Annotated in this window: 1 protein-coding gene and 1 pseudogene; both read right to left on the minus strand. The window is 51.5% G+C overall.

Annotation, left to right across the window (positions count from 1 at the left end):
* Positions 1 to 141, minus strand: a pseudogene (gene rpsL / locus ABYP33_RS17470) (30S ribosomal protein S12); the annotation flags it as partial.
* Positions 142 to 277: 136 nt separating this feature from the next.
* Positions 278 to 4489 carry a DNA-directed RNA polymerase subunit beta' gene (gene rpoC / locus ABYP33_RS17475; protein ID WP_373092456.1) on the minus strand — a complete coding sequence of 1404 codons (4212 nt, stop codon included), beginning with the start codon at positions 4487 to 4489 and terminating at the stop codon, positions 278 to 280.
* Positions 4490 to 4581: the final 92 nt, after the last annotated feature.

The raw sequence follows: 4581 nt of genomic DNA on the forward strand, positions 1-4581 counted from the left end.
CGAGTTAGGCTTTTTCGGGGTAGTGGTGTAAACACGAGTACATACGCCGCGACGCTGTGGACATGCCTGCAATGCAGGAACGTCACTTTTAGCCGCTTTACGCTTTCTCGGCTGACGAACCAACTGGTTGATCGTTGCCATCAATTAACTCCAAAAACTAAAGACCAGAACACCAATGCACTGGCCGACCAACTGCCAAAACCACCGGCAGCCTATAAAAAAAGTGGAGCGCGAATTCTAAAGACGCACTCCACTCCCGTCAAGTAGTCAAATTTACTCAGCCATTATCGCTAAGCGCCTCTGACAGTGCCGCTTCAACATCTTGTGCTGATACGGTTTTACTCAGTTCGTCTTTCTTAATCTTGCGATCGCGGTGATATGCCAAGCCCGTTCCCGCAGGAATCAAGCGGCCTACAACGACGTTTTCTTTCAATCCGCGCAAATGATCGCGCTTGCCGGTAACCGCCGCCTCAGTAAGAACCCGCGTCGTTTCCTGGAAGGAAGCCGCCGAAATAAAGGATTCTGTTGCTAGCGAGGCTTTGGTAATGCCCAACAATTCACGCTCATAACTTGCACAAATCTTATCGGTGTTGTGAAGAATCTCATTCTCCTCAACTACCCGCACGTACTCAGCCTGCTCACCTTTAATGAACGAAGAGTCGCCAGAAGTCAGAATATTGACCTTGCGGAGCATCTGACGAACGATAACTTCGATGTGCTTATCGTTGATTTTTACGCCCTGCAGACGGTAAACGTCCTGAATTTCGTTGACGATATACTTGGCCAATTCCTCAACGCCTTTCAGGCGCAGAATATCGTGGGGGCTCAATGGACCTTCCGATACAATTTCGCCCTTCTCAACCTGCTCACCTTCGAACACAGTCAAAGTACGCCATTTAGGAATGAGCACTTCGTAGTAATCAGAGCCATCAGCCAGCGGCTTGCCGTCTGCTGGCGTGATAATCAAGCGGCGCTTGCCTTTGGTTTCTTTACCAAAACTCACCGTCCCTGAGATCTCCGCCAAAATTGCAGGCTCCTTCGGCTTACGCGCCTCAAACAAGTCAGCAACCCGCGGCAAGCCACCAGTAATGTCACGTGTTTTCGAGCTTTCCTGCGGAATACGAGCAACAACGTCACCGACTTTCACGGTAGCGCCATTTTCCAAGGACACGATCGCATTTTCAGTCAGGAAGTAGTGAGCCGGCACGTTGGTACCCGCCAAGCACAGCTCATCACCATTGGGATCAACCAAGGTCACGGCGGGGCGCATATCTTTACCCGCTGCTGGGCGCTCGCCCTGATCCATAACCGAAATACTGGTCAAACCCGTTAATTCATCAGTTTGGCGCTTAACAGTAATACCTTCCTCCATACCGGACATCTTAACGATACCCGCCACTTCAGTAATAATTGGGTGAGTGTGCGGATCCCAAGTAGCAACGATATCGCCCGCGGCGACTTCGGCGCGATCAGCAACCTTAATCAAGGCGCCGTAAGGCAGCTTATAACGCTCGCGCTCACGACCGCCCTTGTCAGTAATAGCTAGCTCACCAGAGCGACTTACCGCCACCAGGAAGCCGTCTTCCCGCTCAACGTATTTCAGATTGTGCAAACGGGCCTTACCGTCTTGTTTAACCTGAATATTGTCGACTGCCGTCGCCCGCGATGCCGCACCACCGATGTGGAAGGTACGCATGGTAAGCTGAGTACCGGGCTCACCGATCGATTGAGCAGCAATAACACCAACAGCCTCACCACGGTTAACCAAATGGCCTCGGGCCAAATCGCGACCGTAACAAGCAGAACAAACGCCGTGACGAGTTTCGCAGGTAATTGGCGAGCGCACGTCGATCTCGTCGATACCCATCTCTTCCAGCGCGATAACGCCTTTCTCGTCGAGCATCACGCCCGCTTCGACAGCTATTTCGTCGGTGCCAGGAATAAATACATCGCGAACAACCAAACGACCCAGTACGCGGTCACCCAAGGTTTCGATGATGTCACCGCCTTCAATAACGGGGGTCATCGTCAGACCTTCGGTCGCGCCGCAATCGTCTTCGGTAATAACCAAATCCTGAGCAACGTCAACCAGACGGCGAGTAAGGTAACCGGAGTTAGCCGTCTTCAATGCCGTATCTGCCAAACCTTTACGCGCACCGTGAGTCGAAATGAAGTACTGAAGTACGCTCAAACCTTCACGGAAGTTTGCGGTGATCGGCGTCTCGATGATAGAGCCGTCTGGCTTAGCCATCAGACCACGCATACCAGCCAACTGCCGAATCTGGGCTGGCGAACCACGTGCACCCGAGTCAGCGTAGATATAAACCGAGTTGAAAGACTCCTGCATCTCTTCCTCACCCTTGCGGTTTATAACTGGCTCTTTAGACAGCCCCTCCATCATCGCCTTGGAAACCATGTCGTTCGCACGGGACCAAATATCGATAACTTTGTTGTATTTCTCACCCTGGGTTACCAGGCCAGAAGCATACTGCTTCTCGATCTCAACCACTTCGGCGTCAGCGGCAGCAACAATACGCGCTTTAGCTTCTGGGATTTCAAAATCGTTAACACCAATCGATGAACCGGAGCGAGTAGAGTACTCGAAACCGGTGTACATCAGCTGGTCGCCAAGGATTACCGTGGCTTTCAGACCAACGCGACGGTAGCATTCGTTAAGAATACGAGATATCGCCTTTTTGGTCATGGCGTGGTTAACCATGTCAAAGGGCAGGCCTTCAGGTACGATCCGCCACAACAGTACACGACCGACGGTGGTATCGAAGATGGAGCGAGTTTCAGTACGCTCGCCGTTTTCGCCAAAGCTCACTTCGGTCAAACGACACTTAATACGCGCCTGCAAATGCGCCAAACCAGTAACATAAGCGCGATGCACTTCTTCTGGGCTAGCGAACACCGTGCCTTCGCCAGCGCCGTTGACACGGTCGCGAGTCATCCAGTACAAACCCAATACCACGTCCTGAGAAGGCACGATGATCGGCTCGCCATTTGCGGGCGACAGTATGTTGTTGGTGGACATCATCAACGCGCGGGATTCCAGCTGCGCCTCAATAGTCAACGGTACGTGCACCGCCATTTGGTCACCGTCAAAGTCAGCGTTATAGGCCGCACACACCAAGGGGTGCAACTGAATTGCCTTACCCTCGATCAGTACCGGCTCAAACGCTTGAATACCCAAGCGGTGAAGGGTTGGTGCGCGGTTCAGCAGTACTGGATGCTCGCGAATAACGTCGGCGAGAATATCCCATACTTCTGGCGGCTCACGCTCAACCATTTTCTTGGCCGCTTTAATCGTGGTCGCTAAGCCACGCGCTTCAAGTTTACCGAAGATGAATGGCTTGAATAATTCGAGTGCCATTTTCTTAGGTAGACCGCACTGGTGCAGACGCAAGGTAGGCCCAACCACAATAACCGAACGACCGGAGTAGTCGACTCGCTTACCCAAGAGGTTTTGACGGAAACGACCTTGCTTACCCTTGATCATATCGGCCAAAGATTTCAGCGGACGTTTATTCGAACCAGTAATGGCACGACCACGACGGCCATTATCCAGCAGCGCATCAACTGATTCTTGCAGCATACGCTTTTCGTTGCGCACGATAATGTCTGGCGCATTCAGGTCGAGTAGGCGCTTCAAACGGTTGTTACGGTTGATAACCCGGCGATACAAATCGTTAAGATCTGAGGTCGCAAAACGGCCACCATCCAGCGGTACCAGAGGACGTAAATCCGGCGGCAGAACTGGCAAAACTTTCATGACCATCCACTCTGGCTTGTTGCCAGACTCAGCCAAGGCTTCAATCAGCTTAAGGCGCTTGGACAGCTTTTTAATCTTGGTTTCAGAGTTGGTTGCGGGAATTTCTTCACGCAGACGCTCAATCTCAACCGGCAGGTCCAGCTCCATCAGCAAATGCATAATGGCTTCCGCACCCATTTTGGCCACAAAGTCGTCACCAAACTCTTCCATCGCCTCAAAGAATTGCTCGTCGCTCAGCAACTGGCCCTTCTCGAGGGTAGTCATACCGGGATCAGTAACCACATAGGATTCGAAGTACAAAATACGTTCAATATCACGCAAGGTCATGTCCAACAGCAAACCGATACGGCTTGGCAGTGACTTCAAAAACCAAATGTGAGCAACTGGGCTAGCCAGCTCAATGTGACCCATACGCTCGCGACGTACTTTAGCCAATGCAACTTCAACGCCGCACTTCTCACAGATAACACCGCGATGCTTCAGGCGTTTGTATTTACCACACAGACATTCGTAGTCTTTTACGGGTCCAAAAATTTTGGCACAAAACAAGCCGTCACGCTCGGGCTTGAAAGTACGGTAGTTAATGGTTTCTGGCTTTTTCACTTCGCCAAAAGACCAAGAACGAATTAGCTCCGGTGACGCCAAACCGATACGAATAGAGTCAAACTCATCGTTCGGTTGTCCCTGTTTTAATAGACTTAATAAATCTTTCAAGGCCGTTCCTCCGCAAGGGTGTTCAACAGGTGCCCGCTACAAAACGGTAGCGGCACCCCTTGCCATCTCGTTGTTGATGCTTATTCCGTGTC

Origin of the sequence: Zhongshania sp. (assembly GCF_041584495.1) — a bacterium.
Taxonomy (GTDB): domain Bacteria; phylum Pseudomonadota; class Gammaproteobacteria; order Pseudomonadales; family Spongiibacteraceae; genus Spongiibacter.